Raw genomic sequence first — 13,445 nt, 5'->3', positions numbered from 1 at the left:
GCTGCTTGAAAAAGCCGATGGATACGAATATGCCCAGAAAGGGGGAAGCGGCGTCGCCTCCCCACGCCTGAAGGCGGGGGCTCCCGACGCCGCGTAGTCTGGTGGGGTTTCTGCTTTTCGGCGCGCTTTTCGCCTTGATTCTCCTCGGCATGCCAGTAGCAATGTCGATTGGCCTCTCCTCTGTCATAGTCCTGGCCATACAGGAGGTGCCCCTCGTCCTGCTGCCGCAGCGGATGTTTGCGGGAACGGATTCGTTCCCGCTCGTGGCCGTGCCTTTCTTCATTCTGGCGGGAGATCTCCTTGCCAAGGGCAACGTGTCCAAGCGCCTTGTGGATTTCGCCGACTCCTTCCTTGGGACTATCCGCGGCGGCTTGTCCCTCGTCAGCGTGCTGGGGGCCATGTTCTTCGCTGCCATTTCCGGTTCGGGCGCGGCCACCACAGCCGCAATCGCTGCCCCGATGATACCAGAGATGAAGGAGAAAGGGTATGATCCCGCGTTCTCCGCAGCTCTCATCGCCGCCGCAGGCACCATAGGAGTCGTCATTCCGCCCAGTGTCCCGATGGTCCTATACGCGATAGTCGCGGACCAGTCTGTGGCCAAGCTCTTCCTGGGCGGTTTCATCCCCGGTGCGCTCATGGGCATCTCCCTAATGGCGGTGGCCCTCAGGACCGCGGCAGTCAAGTGTTACCCCAAAGGCAGCAAGTTTGCGGTCTCCAACGTCTGGGCAAAGTTCAAGGGCTCGATCTGGGGCCTCCTGACTCCCGGCATAATCCTCGGAGGTATCTTCTCCGGGTACTTCACCCCGTCGGAGGCCGCCGTCATCGCGGTGGACTACGCGCTCATCGTGGCGCTCTTCGTCTACCGTGACCTCAAACCCCGCGACATCTTCAGGATCATCGTGGATTCCGGGGTGACTATGTCACTGGTCATGTTCGTCATCGCCACGTCCAACCTGTTCAGCTGGATTCTGTCCAACTATCAGATACCTCAAGCGGTTGCCGAGGCGGTCCTTGCGATGACCCAGAACAGGTTCCTGATACTCTTTCTCATCAACATCGTGATCCTGATTGCCGGGGTCTTCATGGAGACTGCGTCAGCTCTGATCATCCTGACTCCGGTTTTCCTGCCGATCGTGAGAAACCTCGGAGTCAACTTGGTCCACTTCGGAATAATCATGGTCATTGGCCTGGCAATCGGAATGATCACTCCTCCAGTTGCGATCAACCTCTACGTTGCTAGCACCGTGAGTGGGCTGTCCATCGAGCGGATATCCAAGGCTGTGATTCCCATGCTGCTGGCCCTGATCGGGGTTCTGATGGTGTTCACGTTCGTCCCGCTGCTGTTCGCTTAGAGTTGCACCTTCCTTGGTGTTCTGAAGGAATCCGTGGCAACTGAGCCGAATCTATCTGGCGGAAGTCGACGGATTGACAGGAATCACAAGACACCCGGGGGGCGCGCGAGTGCCGCACACGAACCTGCAATCAACTGTCGCCGGAATCATCGCGGAGAACATCGACCGGCTGATAACTGTGGATTTTCACGCCCGGGGCATTGTGGAACCGGTCTACCGCGAGGCAAGGCGCAAGCAGGGAGAGCCTCTTGCATATCTCGCAGCCCGCAGGCTCTCAGAAGCATGCGGGCGCAAAGTCCCGGTGCCTTCCGAGGACCCGCGGGACCGTCCAGTGGTAATAGTCGCAACTGGGTTCATGATCCGCGGTGCGGGAATGCCGGAAACTGACGGCGTCACAGGCGCCGCGCTCCTCGCCCGCGGGCTCTTTCTTGCGTTCGGGGCGGTTCCTGTGATTGTCACCGAAGAGGCGGCGATGGGTGTCCTCGGGGCAGCCTGTGGCGCAGCAGGGCTCAAGCCTGTCTCCGGGATCGGTGTCGCCTGCGGGCTGCCAGGGTCGGTGGCTGTGCTCCCATTTCCTGTCGACCCGGCGTCGGCACGTCACGAAGCTGCGAGAATCGCGGATGAGGCACGCCCCGCCGCAATGATCTCCATTGAACGGCCGGGCATGAACTCCGCCGGCGTCCATCACAACTCCTTCGGCGCGTCGGTGTCTGACATCACCGCGCGCATTGATGAGCTTTTCCTGGAAATCGCGAAGCGCAGGATCCTTACGGTGGCTATCGGAGACCTCGGCAATGAACTGGGCATGGGTGAAGTGGCCGAGGTCGTAGAGGCGGTCACGCCCTTCGGACAGACGTGTCACTGCCCGTGCGGGCACGGCATAGCTTGCCCGATCCCGGCGGACGTGACAGTCGTGGGTGCGGTCTCTGATGACGTGGCCTATGGAATGCTCGCGTGTCTCGCACATATCCAGAGAGTCCCCACAGTGCTGCCAGAACCCGAGATCGCTCGAGCCGTTCTGGCAGCAGCGGTGGATGCCGGGGCGGTTGACGGCGTGACAGGCAAGTGTGTCATGTCCATTGACGTACTGGGTATCGAGGTCCACATGGCTCTCCTCTCGCTTCTCCGGGCGGTCCTAGCGCATGGGGAGGCCCATGACCGGATGCGTCCAGAATTCCTTTCTCATCTCCGAAGACTCGCCTCCCTATGATGGCAGGAACCGGATACATCGGCGTCGTATTCCGTGAGCGTCAACCGTACATGCAGTTGACTTGCAGACAGAAGTTGTCCCAACGCGTGTGGGGGTGAAACGTCAGTATCTGCTACTCCGACAGCGTACAGCTCAGTCAAGAAAGGAGCAGGTCAAATGCGAAGAGTTCTTATCCTCGCGGCATGTCTGGCGTTGGTCGGCTTTGTGATGGCAGTGCCGTCCGCAAGTGCTCAGGTCGACCCACATGCGCCGAAAGATGTCGTCGCAAGACACGGCATGGTTGCGGCGGCCCACCCACTTGCATCCCAGGCCGGTGTGGACATCCTGAAAGCTGGCGGGAACGCGATCGATGCGGCGGTGGCCACCGCGCTCGCACTCAACGTGGTCGAGCCCAACGCATCAGGGCTCGGCGGGGGAGGCTTCATCGTAGTCAGGTTTGCCAAGACTGGAGAAGTGGCGGTCATCGACTACCGTGAAAAAGCCCCTGCGTCGGCCACCAAGGACATGTATGCCTCCGAGAAAGCGCAGAAGGAGAAATGGACCCAGCTCGGCGGGAAGGCCGTGGGCGTGCCCGGCACGCTCAAAGGCCTGGAACTCGCTCTCCAGAAGTACGGGACCATGACGTTTGCGCAGGTGGTCGAACCGGCGATAAGGTACGCTGAAGAGGGGTTCGAAGTCTCTCCGATGCTGAGCGGCCTTATCAAGGAAAACTACAAGAAGATGGCCGACTACAATGACCCGCTCGAAGTCCCTTACTTCCACAACGGCCTGGCCATGGAGCCCGGCGACATCCTCAGGCAGCCTGAGCTTGCAGCCACCTTCAGGCTGATTGCGGAGAAGGGTTCCGATGTCCTGTACCGCGGCCCGATCGGCGAGAAGATCGTGGAGGCTGTGAACAGAGCTGGCGGGAACATGACCATGCAGGATCTGGCGGACTACAACGCGGTGATGAGGGAGCCTGTGCGCGGCACATACCGTGGCTATGAGATCATCTCCATGCCCCCGCCCAGTTCCGGTGGAGCCCACCTCATTCAGATTCTGAATGTCATGGAGAACTATGACGTCCGCGCGATGGGCCACAATTCCGTCCCGTACATACACACCCTCTCCGAGACTCTCAAGCTCGTGTTTGCGGACCGCGCGGCCTACATGGCGGACCCTGATTTCGTGGACATCCCTCTTGCTGGTCTGACCTCCAAGAAGTACGCGAAGACCCTCGTGGATCAGATCAGGCTGGATAAGGCCCTGACCGAGTTGAAGCCAGGCGAACCCCAGAACTACGAACACGAGAGCACCACTCACCTGGTCGTCGTGGACCAGGCGGGAAACATCGTGTCCCTGACACAGACCATCAACTACTTCTTCGGCTCCGGCGTAATGGCGACCGGCACTGGGATAATGCTGAACAACGAGATGGACGACTTCTCGACGAACCCTGCGTCAGTTTCCGCACCTGAGCCTGGGAAGCGGCCACTCTCGAGCATGAGCCCGACGATCATACTCAAGGACGGCGAGCCTTTCATGGCGCTCGGGACTCCTGGAGCGACCAGGATCTTCCCAACCCTTGCCCAGGTCATAATGAACGTTCTCGATTTCGGGATGGGGCTCGACGAGGCCATTGAGGCTCCGAGGGTGTGGTGCTCGAGTTCAGCCGGGAAGCCCGGGACCTTGGCTGTGGAGAGCAGGATCCCCGAGGACACCCGCGCGGCCCTCCAGGCTCTCGGCCACACGGTGAGTGTCAGGGGTGACTGGGACTCTTATTACGGAGCAGTCCAAGCTGTCCTCTTCGACCGGGCCAGTGGGCTGATGTACGGTGCTGCTGACTCGCGTCGGCTTGGGGAGGCCATTGGATTCTAGGAGGTACATCTTATGCGCAGAACCCTGCTGATCGCGGTTGTATGCGGTGCCCTGATCAGCCTGGCTGCTGGCGGAACCTTCTCGGCGGGCAAGCCCATTCTGGTGACATCGATAGGCCAGAGCGCGGAATCTGCCATGGTCAAGCAGTTGTGCATTATGGGCAAGATCCCGTACGAGATGGACAGCCTTGCCGTGGCGAAGGACCTAGTAGGTCCGGACGGCCAGCCCAAGTACTCAGCGCTCGTTCCTGTGGTGGGGGGGAGTGCCAAAGGACTTGGCGCTGCAGGGATAAACCAGGAGCAAGAGACCGCACGTTCGATTGCCCTGCTCGAGCGGGCTGCGAGCCTCAAGATCAACATCGTGTACATGCACATAGGTGGGGAGGAGCGACGAGGCACTCTCTCCGATGCGTTCATCCGTGCGACGCTCCCCTACGCATCCTCGGTTATTGTGGTCGCAAGCGGCGACAAGGATAGTTTTTTCGAATCCGTCCTGAAAGCAGCGGGCCGCGACGTTCCCATAACCAAGGCTGATCGAATCGCAGACACTCTCACCCCGCTCAAGCGGGCGCTCGGCATGTAGCACTGGCACAGGCGAAGGGAGCCCGGCGCTGGTTCGTCTGCTGCGACGGCCCGGGCTCTCCACCGTTCTTTTTGACGTCCGGTCCTGTGCATCGGAGGTGGTGTCTCATGATCTCTGAAGGCTGGATATTCCTCTTCATGGTTGGCACCTTCGTGGCTTCTGCCTTCGCTCTCAGGCTCCCCATCGGCATCTGTCTGGTCATCGCATCCGTGGTCGGCCTCCTGGCCGGGGGCGAGGGGTTCGCCCTTCGTCACATGGTCGAAGGCACCTTTGGGTACCTCAACACGATCCTCGTGATCGGGTGCGCAATGATGTTCATGAAAGCGATACAGGCATCAGGTTTGCTCGATACTGTGGCCAGGTGGCTCATTGATACCTTCTACCGATCCCGGGCTTTGCTTCTCGTGGGCCTGACTTTCCTGACTATGTTCCCGGGGATGATCACAGGTTCTTCGACTGCGTCCGTTCTGACCACTGGGGCGCTGGTAGCCCCGGTCCTCATGCACCTGGGGATACCAAAGCAGAAGACTGCTGCCATAATTGCGATGGCTGCCATCTATGGGATGCTCGCCCCGCCCGTGAACATCCCCGCCATGATCATCGGGGGCGGGATCGATATGCCCTATGTCGGGTTCGCCAAGCCTTTGCTTCTTGCCACGATCCCCTTGGCGATCGCAATAAGCTTGTTCCTGGGGCTTCCGCACTTGCGCAGGTTACGGTCACTTGATCTGGTCCGTGAGCGGCTTCCGGAGAGCTATCACAGAACCTATGGGCTCAGGTTGTACCTGCCTTTCGTGGTGCTGGTGGTCCTGATGGCCGGCCCCAACCTGCTTCCCGGGAAGTTTCCGGACTTGGGCATGCCTTTGACATTCTTCATCGCGGCTGCGGCGGCGGTGCTTTCGGGCAAGCCCGTGGTGCCCTGGGCTGTGGCGAGGGGGGCTATCAGGGACGCCCTCCCGGTGATGGGCATCCTCATGGGCGTCGGCATGTTCATCCAGGTGATGACTGTGACTGGAGTGCGTGGGTTTGTGGTGGTTGGCTGCCTGGGCCTCCCCAGGGCACTTCTCTATGGCGCCATGGCAGTCTCCGTTCCGCTGTTCGGTGCGGTCTCAGCGTTCGGGTCCTCGTCAGTTCTGGGGGTTCCGTTCTTGCTCGCGCTACTCGGTACGCACAACGAGATCGTGGCTGCATCAGGGCTAACACTCCTTGCAGGCCTGGGTGACCTGATGCCGCCGACGGCCCTGGCTGGTATCTTCGCGGCGCAAGTTGTGGACGAGAGGAACTACTTCGTGGTGCTCAGGCACTGCGTCATCCCAGCTATCCTGACGGCCGCATGGGCTCTGGTTCTCATTAGATGGGCCACACCCATCGCGAGATGGCTTCTGTGAGGTGGGGGATCTGATGATGGCCTGGATTTACTGGGGGTTGTGCGCCTTTTTCGTCGCGGTTGTTGCATCTGAGCTTTGGACCGAACGAGACTTCCTCAAGCAGGCTACAGCAGCATTGATCCTGATACCTCTGGTCCTGCGTATCCTCTTGTGGAAGTGAGGCGATCTGGGATGTCCAGAATAGATGCAAAGGTGCGCGCAGTTGTGCTGGCTGCGGTGGTCATCGTTGTGGTCTTGACGACAGGAGCGCAGTTCCGATCCATGTGGAAGGACGACCTGATCGTTCCCGGGCCGGGTGTAACGGCTGTCCGCAAGCTCTCGGACTACTTCTCTGGACTCCGTGGAACCCCTGGAGACACTGATGTCTATATCCTCGAAGGTGAGGAGCCCGGGGCCACAGCGTTTGTCTTGGGCGGGACTCACCCGAACGAGCCCTCTGGCTACCTCACAGCTGTCCTCTTGGTTGAGCGCGCGGTGGTTCGAGCGGGGCGGCTGGTTGTGATACCACACGGGAACAGAAGTGGATTCACTCACAACGATGCCCAGGAGGGGTCCCCGCAGTGGATTCATCTGAAGACGCAGGATGGCGTGGAGCGGAAGTTCAGATACGGGTCGCGGGCGACCAACCCTCTTCACCAGTGGCCGGACCCGGATATCTACATCAATCCATCGGGTCAGAGACTCTCCGGGAGTGAGAACCGGAACCTGAACCGGGCCTACCCCGGCAGGCCTGACGGAACGCTGACTGAGAAGGTCGCCTACGCAATAATGGAGGTCATTCGGCAGGAGAAGGCGGATGTGTCTATCGATCTCCACGAGGCATCCCCTGAGTACCCTGTGATCCATGCGATCGTCGCCCACCAGCGGGCGGAGGACTTGGCCGCGATGGCCGTCATGATGCTGGACTTCGAGGACATCAGGATGAGGTTGGAGAAGTCCCCTCCAACGTTCTACGGGCTTTCCCACCGCGCGTGGGGCGATTACTCTGACACCATGGCCTTGCTCATGGAGACCGCCAATCCCAGTCAGGGGAGGTTGCGCGGTAGGACCGGCGAGGCTCTCGCGCTCGAGGGGCGCGACAAGTTCTACGTGAAGGCTGCGGAGCTCGGGAGGCTATATGTCCCGTTCGACGATAGTGGCCATCCTATAGAGGAGCGGGTGGGACGTCATGCCAGTGCGCTTCTGGCAGTTTTCTCATCCATGGAATCCGTTGGGGAGTACAAGCCGCTGGTGGTGGAAGGAGTTCCGGGATTCAATGAAGTAACGGACCGGGGGTTAGGAGCGTTTCTGAGGCCTCCGCCGAGATAGCAGCCGGGCACGTACCGGGTGTCTCTGGCGGGTCCTGATGATGTAGAGGCCTCCCCGGCGAGTTGGATATGCAATACTGCGAATCCGAGTCGAACGTCGCGAAGTAGAGGTGCTTTTGACCAATGTCTCAGAAATCGTACGGCTGTTTCAAAGTCTGCCTTTCCGACGCCCTTGAGGCGGAGAGTGGCATCCGGGAGATCGTGGGCCCTGAAACCCCCGGCACAGGACTTCGGTATCTGAGGTTTGGCCTGGTCAACCTGATCGAGGGGGAGAGACGAGATCTCGCGTTCGAGCCCGATGAGGCTGTCTTGGTGGTGCTCGGCGGGAAGGCCGATGTGATCTGGGGCGAAGGCGCCCATAGTCAGAGAATAGGGGAACGTGACAACGTATTCGAAGGGCCTGCGTGGGCGGTTTACTCGCCGCCTGGGGTTTCACTTGCCCTCAGAGGGGCATCGCGGTCGACGGAGATCGCGGTCATACGGGCTAGGCCTGTCGAGGAGACGACGGGCGGCCGGGCTGACGGCGGGAGGCAGGTCGAGATCGTATCCCCGGACATGGTGAAGATCAGGCCGGTGGGAACGGGGAACTGGTACCGTCTGGTCCACGACATCGTGGTGCAGGAAGACCAACCCCAGGCCACCAGGCTCATCGTTGGGGAGACTTTCAACCCCCAGGGCAACTGGTCGAGCTACCCGCCGCACAAGCATGACGAGGAAGTGGAGGGTCTGGAAGGGGTTCTCGAGGAAGTTTACCACTTCCGCGTGAAACCCTCGCGCGGATTTGGGTTCCAGCGGATCTACTCACCGTCGCGGGGAGTGGACGAGGCCTACGTCATCAGGGATGGGGACACCGTGGCGATTCCTTTCGGGTACCACCCAGTGGCGGCAGCACCTAGGTACGAAGTCTACTACCTCTGGGCGCTCGCTGGGGAGAAGAGGTTCATGTCACCCCGGGAAGACGACGCGCACGCGTGGGTCAAGAACGCGTAAGAAGTGTCCGGCTGAGACAGGGGGAGGCGAGTCGTCGCGGTGGGTAACCGGAAGACCGCGGTGTTCCTTGCCTGCGCTGGGCTGTGCCTCTTATTCATACGCTCCCTGATATCCTCCGACTCCCTCGGGGTGGACGGCCGGTACACTCTTGGCTCGGTGGCGGCAGTGGTGGTGCTTTGGTCCACCGGTGCGCTGCACCCCGCTGCGACAAGCCTCCTTGCGGTGCTGCTTCTCTTGGTCATACCCGGTGTCGATTCCTCCTCAGTGCTCCTTGGGTTCGCCTCGCCCGTCCTCTTCTTCCTGCTAGGCGTCCTGATGCTTGCCGGTGCAATAGTATCGAGCGGGCTCGCGGCCCGGCTTTCTGGTTGGGTTACCCGTATCTCGGAGGGCGACGGGCTGAAGTTGGTCACCAGGACGACCCTTTTGCTCCCGCTGATGGCGGTTGTGGTACCGTCCGCGCTCACGAGAAACGCCATCCTGCTCCCCGTCTTCGAAAGGGCCCTTGCCCACCCCGCCTTTCGTGGCTCCCGCAAGCTCGCCCGTGCCGTCGCCATGGTCCTCGCGAGGCTCAACCCGATGGCATCCTCGATGTTCCTCACGGGCGGAGTTGCCCCAGCGATGGCCGCCAGTCTACTCGGAGGATTCCTGTGGTTCCGCTGGCTTGCGCTGATGGCGGTACCGTACGCGGCCGTCATGGGGCTCGGTCTCGTCCTGGTGATGGTGCTGCCGGCGCCGGTGGAGGGCCGTGGGAATGGGCGGGCGGCCTTGGGGCCGCAGCGGATGCTCGAGATCTCAGAGGACAGGATGCCGGCGCGGCTTCAGCCCGGGGAGTGGTGGGTTGTGGGCATCCTGGCGCTTGCCTGCACGCTGTGGCTGACCGACACCTACCATGGGCTTCCGTCCGCTGTCCCCGCCCTCATTGCTGCGGTCCTGATCCTATCGCCGTGGCCTGGGATATTGAGCTGGCGGGCGGCGTCTTCCTCGATAGAGTGGTCTCTCTTCGTGGTGAGTGGAGCTGCGCTCTCACTGTCGCACGTTCTCCAAACGACCGGGGCGGCGCAATGGGTCGCCGGCAGGATCATTGGATGGGGGGCCTTCGCCGGCCTGCCCGCGTGGGGAGTCCTGGTCGTCGTCATCCTGGTGTCAGCCATGATCCACGCCAGCATCCCGAGCCTGCCCGCGGCTATCGCAGTAGCGCTCCCGCTGGTTGGGGAGATCGGGCGACAAGCCGGGCTGAACCCGGTGGTTTTGGGGCTCACAGCCTTGATCACCATAGACGCGGTTGCCTTCTACCCTGCACAATCCGCGACCATCTACATGGTCTGCCAGTACACCGAACTGGAGAGGACAGATGTGTTCCGGTTCGGCCTGGGCATGCTTCTCGCGGTGTTCATTGTCGTGAATGTGGTAGCCATCCCCTGGTGGAGGCTGCTGGGGCTGCCCCTCTCATACTAGGCAACCTGGATGCACGGATGCCCTCAGATCCACGAGAGTGTAGAGCTGTTCATCCGGGACATCGAGTTGCCGCTTTAGTGCCTCCTGAAGAGTCCTGGAGAAATTGATGCCATGCTCGGTGGCGAGATCGTCCAGCCACTTGGGTATGGTGAGCGTCTTTTTCACGGCCCTGTTTTCTATAGCATCGCGTATCATTGGCATCCACACTTCATAAGGCTCGGGTAGAGCATCCCGATTGCTGGAGTCAGCTTCGTTGCTGCCATGAGCTTGAGGCTGCCTCTTGCAGGGTCCTCCGCATACCCGAGGCTCGAGAAAGGTATGGAGATTCCGAGCGGCGGATTGGTACTGCTCGGGTCGCCGACCACCTTGATAAGGTCGGTATGGCGGCTGAACATCCTTGGCCGGTTTGCGATGATCCCCTTGAGCAGTTCGTACCCGGCGTTAGGGGTTGTGAGCCGGATCGGGCGGCCGAAGACCCGCTCGTAGTCGCGCGCGAGCGCATCCGCGTTCAGCACGATTGTGGTGATCAAGTCGAGACTTGACGCATCGTTCGCCGGGTCGACCATGGCGAGCTTACCCCGCCGTTCGGGCTTGGTCAGATCCCACCAGCTGGTGATCGGGCATTCTGGGTAGACCTTGGAGTTATAGAAGATGGCCCGGGATTCGTACCTCTGGGCAACCAGAGGCTCGCGGAACTCCTTCGGAATGACAGATTGGAGTTCAGGAGGGTAGAACGGGAAGATCATGTGGCTGTTGTACAGCAGGTGCAGTTGCGCCGGATAGCCGGATGCGTGGATCACATCTGCATTGTACACTTTGGCCATCTGCTCCCGTTGTACCTTCTCGATGGAGCCCGTGGGACCAAGCTCGTAGACTTCCAAGGTGACGCCCGGATAGACCGCCTCGAACTCTGGCTTCAGGCTGATCGTCCGGGACGAACTGGTGTAGATGACGACCTTGCCCTCGCGTTTGGCGGCCTGGCACCTGGTCCCAGTCTACCTTGGCCGGCTGGTAGGGACCGATCTGGACTTGCCTGAGCCATGCGTCTACATCGGGGGGATACTTCAGGGCGGACTGGACCGCATGAGAGCCCACGCACATCAACATGATTGCGACAAGCGTTGCTGACACCATCACTCGCCGGACTTGTTCCCTCACATTGCTTCCTCCCTTCAGATGGTCAGGTCACAGATACCCATGACGCTGCCTGAGATTGTCAAGGCGCCGAAGGTGCTCGACTGCGTCGTCGCCTCGGAGCCGCATGACACTGAGGATTAGGGCGTCCACAACAGCCAGCGGAGCACCGAGTGGCCTGAATGCCTCCATGGGCCCGCGCTGCACCAGAAAGACCTGGGATGCGAGGGGATGCATTCGTGAACTCACCAGGTCTGTGATGAGGATCGACTCGCCGCCTTCATTCGCTAGGTGCTCGAGGAGAGCAAGTGCCTCGGGGCTGGGCCGGCGGAAGGCAAATACCACCCCGAGATCTCCCTGGCCAGCCTGGAAGATGTAGTCGAAGAAACGCCGTCCGGTCTGGTTGACCCGGACCACCTGACAGCCGAGGCGCGAAAGCCAGAAATCCGCGAGAACAGTGAGGCTCGCCGGGGCCCCCTCACCGAACACGAAGACTCGGCGGGACTTTACTATACGCCGGGCTGCCTCCTCCACTTGGGTGTCGGTCACATTCTGCAGCAGCTGCTGCAGGTGTCGTACAGTCTCAGTGACGATCGTGCTGAGAGGGCCCGGAGTACCTGGCTTCTCGTTGATCATCACGGCGACACGATCCGACGACCGGTACTGCCGGAGAAACTCGGTCTGAAGCTGCTGCCTGAGATCCGGATAACCTTCGAACCCAAGTATCTGGGCGAACCGCACCACCGTCGCCTCGCTTACATCCAGACTCCCTGCAAGGTCGGCGCTGGACATCATGGCGACTTCGGGGAGGTTCTGCAGAACGAAGTCCGCCAGTTTCTGCTGGCTCTTGCTCATCGAACTATAGCAGGCGCGGATCCGCTCCGCGGCTGGAGCAGGCTCTGACATGAGCGGTCACCTCATTGCAGGCGTGGGGCCAGGGTCCCGGCAGGACGTATGGCGCATTCAACATATCTTGCAAGAATCCTCCTCCATGCAAGGAGAATTGCATAGGCTTCACCTGCCCTTGACTGAGTGTTTCCGTCACGTGGCCATTTTCCTTGACAAACCGCCCCAGGCGCCATAAACTTTGGACATCAAACTATCTGATGAGTGGGGTGTATGCGAGCCGCCTCCGGTCATTCCGCACCGCCGCACGTGCCACGCAGCATCTTCAGGAGGCCTACTATGCTCCCAAGACTGACGATCGCCCACATGAGACCGAGACTCCCCATCATCCAGGGGGGTATGGCCTACAAGGTCTCCACTGGCAGGCTGGCTGCTGCCGTGGCAGAGGCCGGAGGCATCGGAACCATCGCAGGCACAGGGCTGACGGCGCAGGAACTGATTCGGGAGATCGAAAGAGCCCGCGAGCTGACCTCCGGGTACATCGGGGTGAACGTCCTCTTCGCCGTCGAGGCGTTTGCTGAGTTGATGCTTACAGCGATGCGGGAAAAAGTCGACTTCGTAGCCTCCGGGGCGGGGTTCTCGCGGGACATGTATTCATGGGGGCGAGATCACGGAGTCCCCGTGGTATCCATCGTCTCTTCCGCCCGGCTCGCGGTGATTGCCCAGAAGCTCGGGGCCGCGGCAGTTGTGGTCGAAGGGAAGGAGGCAGGGGGACACCTCGGCACGGATCGGCCTGTGAGTGAGATCGTGCCCGAAGTCGTTCGGGAAGTGGGTATCCCAGTCGTGGCTGCAGGCGGGATCATGGACGGTTACGACATCGCCAGGATGCTAAGACTCGGGGCGTCCGGTGTGCAGATGGCCACCAGGTTTGTGACAAGTCATGAGTGTGAGGTCCACCCGAAGTTCAAGCGCATGTATCTCTCAGCGAGGGCAGAAGACGTAGTCTTGATCAAGAGCCCTGTCGGGTTGCCCGGAAGGGCCCTGCGCAATGCCTTCACTGAGTCCATCGGCGGCATAGATCGCGGGGCGATCACATCATGCCGGCGCTGTCTGAAACGCTGCTCCGCCGAATTCTGCATACTCGACGCCCTACGCAGATCAGTTGCGGGGGATGTCGAAGGAGGCCTGGTCTTTTCGGGCGAGTTCGTACACAAGGTCAAGAGAGCCATGTCGGTCGAGGAGATCATGTCGGCACTTGCCCGCGAACTGCGGGAGGCGCTCGACGGACCCGCCACTGCCGAGTCGAAGGGACGATGAGTACGGA

The 13,445-nt window shown here is 60.8% G+C and carries 12 protein-coding genes and 1 pseudogene; 10 read left to right on the top strand and 3 right to left on the bottom strand.

All coding sequences use genetic code 11. The features are described 5' to 3' along the window. Positions 1-101: 101 nt before the first annotated feature. The 9 genes from NUW23_11875 to NUW23_11835 all read left to right on the top strand — a co-directional run bounded on the left by NUW23_11875 (position 102) and on the right by NUW23_11835 (position 10,141). Entirely contained in the window at positions 102-1,352 is a 1,251-nt protein-coding gene (locus NUW23_11875) for a TRAP transporter large permease (GenBank protein ID MCR4426862.1), read from the top strand. 109 nt (positions 1,353-1,461) lie between these two features. Then, positions 1,462-2,562, top strand: a complete 1,101-nt coding sequence (locus NUW23_11870) for a DUF4392 domain-containing protein (protein ID MCR4426861.1) — start codon at positions 1,462-1,464, stop codon at positions 2,560-2,562. Positions 2,563-2,718: 156 nt separating this feature from the next. Then, positions 2,719-4,419, top strand: coding sequence for a gamma-glutamyltransferase (gene ggt / locus NUW23_11865; protein MCR4426860.1), 1,701 nt, complete (start codon positions 2,719-2,721; stop codon positions 4,417-4,419). 12 nt (positions 4,420-4,431) lie between these two features. Continuing rightward, positions 4,432-5,001, top strand: a complete 570-nt coding sequence (locus tag NUW23_11860; GenBank protein MCR4426859.1) for a DUF6305 family protein — start codon at positions 4,432-4,434, stop codon at positions 4,999-5,001. Positions 5,002-5,108: 107 nt separating this feature from the next. Beyond that, positions 5,109-6,389: a TRAP transporter large permease subunit gene (locus NUW23_11855; GenBank protein MCR4426858.1), complete on the top strand. Its 1,281-nt coding sequence runs from the start codon at positions 5,109-5,111 to the stop codon at positions 6,387-6,389. 13 nt (positions 6,390-6,402) lie between these two features. Further along, positions 6,403-6,549: a hypothetical protein gene (locus NUW23_11850; GenBank protein MCR4426857.1), complete on the top strand. Its 147-nt coding sequence runs from the start codon at positions 6,403-6,405 to the stop codon at positions 6,547-6,549. Positions 6,550-6,560: 11 nt separating this feature from the next. Next, a complete protein-coding gene (locus tag NUW23_11845; protein ID MCR4426856.1) occupies positions 6,561-7,697 on the top strand; it encodes a succinylglutamate desuccinylase/aspartoacylase family protein in 1,137 nt (378 codons plus the stop codon). Positions 7,698-7,819: 122 nt separating this feature from the next. Beyond that, positions 7,820-8,686 (top strand): 5-deoxy-glucuronate isomerase, encoded by an 867-nt coding sequence (gene iolB / locus NUW23_11840; GenBank protein ID MCR4426855.1) that lies wholly within the window; start codon positions 7,820-7,822, stop codon positions 8,684-8,686. A gap of 39 nt (positions 8,687-8,725) precedes the next feature. After that, positions 8,726-10,141: a hypothetical protein gene (locus NUW23_11835; GenBank protein ID MCR4426854.1), complete on the top strand. Its 1,416-nt coding sequence runs from the start codon at positions 8,726-8,728 to the stop codon at positions 10,139-10,141. Here the strand turns inward: NUW23_11835 and NUW23_11830 are convergent. The 3 genes and pseudogenes from NUW23_11830 to NUW23_11820 form a co-directional block, all read right to left on the bottom strand. Beyond that, positions 10,133-10,351 (bottom strand): annotated as a pseudogene (locus NUW23_11830) (hypothetical protein). The gene NUW23_11835 and the pseudogene NUW23_11830 overlap by 9 nt on opposite strands. Continuing rightward, positions 10,333-10,965 carry a hypothetical protein gene (locus NUW23_11825; GenBank protein MCR4426853.1) on the bottom strand — a complete coding sequence of 211 codons (633 nt, stop codon included), beginning with the start codon at positions 10,963-10,965 and terminating at the stop codon, positions 10,333-10,335. The pseudogene NUW23_11830 and the gene NUW23_11825 overlap by 19 nt, the downstream one beginning before the upstream one ends. Positions 10,966-11,326: 361 nt before the next feature. Further along, entirely contained in the window at positions 11,327-12,181 is an 855-nt protein-coding gene (locus NUW23_11820) for a MurR/RpiR family transcriptional regulator (GenBank protein ID MCR4426852.1), read from the bottom strand. 279 nt (positions 12,182-12,460) lie between these two features. On the opposite strand from NUW23_11820, the gene NUW23_11815 reads away from it, so the two are divergent. Beyond that, the gene (locus NUW23_11815; protein MCR4426851.1) at positions 12,461-13,438 is read left to right on the top strand and encodes a nitronate monooxygenase; all 978 of its coding nucleotides are present in this window, start codon (positions 12,461-12,463) and stop codon (positions 13,436-13,438) included. The last annotated feature ends 7 nt before the right edge of the window (positions 13,439-13,445 follow it).

The sequence above is a fragment of the Bacillota bacterium genome (assembly GCA_024655925.1).
In the GTDB taxonomy this organism is placed as follows: domain Bacteria; phylum Bacillota; class DTU025; order DTU025; family JANLFS01; genus JANLFS01.
Note: the sequence above shows the minus strand (reverse complement) of the source record. Positions and strands in the feature narration are given on the sequence as shown.

Coding starts and splice junctions, on each gene's coding strand:
- ggt (MCR4426860.1), top strand. CDS start 2,719: ATGCGAAGAGTTCTTATCCTCGCGGCATGTCTGGCGTTGGTCGGCTTT.
- NUW23_11860 (MCR4426859.1), top strand. CDS start 4,432: ATGCGCAGAACCCTGCTGATCGCGGTTGTATGCGGTGCCCTGATCAGC.
- NUW23_11855 (MCR4426858.1), top strand. CDS start 5,109: ATGATCTCTGAAGGCTGGATATTCCTCTTCATGGTTGGCACCTTCGTG.
- NUW23_11850 (MCR4426857.1), top strand. CDS start 6,403: ATGATGGCCTGGATTTACTGGGGGTTGTGCGCCTTTTTCGTCGCGGTT.
- NUW23_11845 (MCR4426856.1), top strand. CDS start 6,561: ATGTCCAGAATAGATGCAAAGGTGCGCGCAGTTGTGCTGGCTGCGGTG.
- iolB (MCR4426855.1), top strand. CDS start 7,820: ATGTCTCAGAAATCGTACGGCTGTTTCAAAGTCTGCCTTTCCGACGCC.
- NUW23_11825 (MCR4426853.1), bottom strand. CDS start 10,965: ATGGCCAAAGTGTACAATGCAGATGTGATCCACGCATCCGGCTATCCG.
- NUW23_11820 (MCR4426852.1), bottom strand. CDS start 12,181: ATGTCAGAGCCTGCTCCAGCCGCGGAGCGGATCCGCGCCTGCTATAGT.
- NUW23_11815 (MCR4426851.1), top strand. CDS start 12,461: ATGCTCCCAAGACTGACGATCGCCCACATGAGACCGAGACTCCCCATC.